The sequence below is a fragment of the Kitasatospora sp. NPDC050463 genome, from assembly GCF_040655255.1.
Taxonomy (GTDB): domain Bacteria; phylum Actinomycetota; class Actinomycetes; order Streptomycetales; family Streptomycetaceae; genus Kitasatospora.
Genome location: NZ_JBFAJO010000220.1, coordinates 1 through 1515, shown reverse-complemented (window position 1 = coordinate 1515; position 1515 = coordinate 1). Strand labels below are relative to the sequence as shown.

The 1515-nt window shown below is 70.3% G+C and carries 2 protein-coding genes; both read right to left on the bottom strand.

Annotated features, from left to right (window positions below; all coding sequences use genetic code 11):
* Window positions 1-200 precede the first annotated feature (200 nt).
* Complete coding sequence (locus AB0J08_RS41615) at window positions 201-797, bottom strand: NAD(P)-binding domain-containing protein (RefSeq protein WP_360645423.1); 597 nt, start codon at window positions 795-797, stop codon at window positions 201-203.
* A gap of 49 nt (window positions 798-846) precedes the next feature.
* Window positions 847-1515 (bottom strand): inositol monophosphatase family protein (locus AB0J08_RS41610; RefSeq protein ID WP_360645420.1); only part of this gene is annotated, 669 nt, incomplete at its 5' end.

Sequence of the window (1515 nt, the reverse complement as noted above, 5' to 3'; positions counted from 1 at the left end):
GCCTTCGGCGATGACGGAACGGCGGACACCGGACGTGCCTGCCCTTTCGGGATGGAGCACCGTCGGACACTGGATGCAGTGATGGGACCGGGCGGCCGGAAGCCGTTGAATTTGGGCTGGGTGTTGTGTGGTGCGCTGTGCCGGGAGGATGACGGCTGCCGCCACGTCTGCGTTCATCCTCCGGCAGAGTCGCGGGGCTTTCAGCGGGCGATGGAGATGGCGAAGGGTGCGAATCCGCTGGACCGGATCACGTGCGGTACGAACAGGATCGCGGCCTCGGTGGCGCGGGCGGTCTCGATTCCGCCGAGGTCCGTGATCCATTCCTGCTGCCAGCCGAGGTCGGAGAGAAGTCCGCGTATGACCTGCTTGGCCTCCGGGTTCGTGCCGGAGAGGTAGACGGTCGGTGGCTGGGTGAGCGCGGCGGGCGCGGTCATCACCGGGAATAGCATCGTGTTGAGCGTCTTGACGACGTGTGTTTCGGGGAGCGCTTCCTGGAGTTGTTCGGCCAGGCTTGAGCCGGGGTAGATCAGGTCGCCGGGCAGTCCGTCCGGTCCGTCGAGGGTGGCGTTGGAGACGTCGACGAGGATCTTGCCCCGCAGTTCCTCGCGCAGTGCGGTGAGCCGTTCCAGGGAGCCGGCGCCCGGGGTGGCGTTGATGACGATCTGGGCTGTGCGGGCGGCGTCGGCGACGGCGCCCGGCGCGCGGTCCACCGCGGTCACCTCGTGTCCGGCCTGGGTGAGGGCTTTGGCGAGGTTGCCGCCGACGCGGCCGTTTCCGAGAACTGCGATCGTGGTCATGTGTGTTGTGGTCCTTCCGGTTCTTGCGGTGGCTGGGGTTGTTGTGGGGTCAGTGGGAGAGTGTGGTGACGGCCTGGGTGTGGACGCCGGGTGCGGCGGCCAGGAAGCTCTCGCTCTGGGGGGTCCAGGGGCGGCCCTCGGCGTCGGAGATCTGTCCGCCGGCCTCGGTGACGAGAAGCGCTCCGGGGAGCAGGTCCGCGCGGGCGCCGGCGAACTGCCAGAAGGCGTCGATCCGGCCGGCGGCCACGTTCACCAGGTGCAGGGTGGCGGGCACGGACGTGCGTACCACGAGCGCGTCGAAGAGCATGGCGGTGATCGAGGAGCCGATGCGCTGTACGACCTTCTCGTCTTCGTCGGGCCTGGCCTGGCTGGTGGCCACGAGGCTCAGGCCCAGGTCCTTGGTCGGGGACACGTGCAGCGGGCGGCCGTCGAGGTGGGCGCCGCCGCCGGTGAGTGCGGTGTAGGTCTCACCGGTCAGCGGCAGGTGGACGGCGGTGAGCACAGGCTGGTTGTCGCGTACGAGAGTGGCGGTGACCGCCCAGTCCGGCAGGGCGTGCAGGTGGTTGACGTTGCCTTCGGCCGGGTCCACGACCCACCATTCGCCGGGGGGCAGGGCCCCGCCCGCGAGCTCGTCCTCGACGAGGGGGGCCTGCGGGCGCAGGCGGGTGAGGGCGGGGCGCAGGACGTCGAGGGCCGCGTCGTCGTTGGCGGCGAGCGC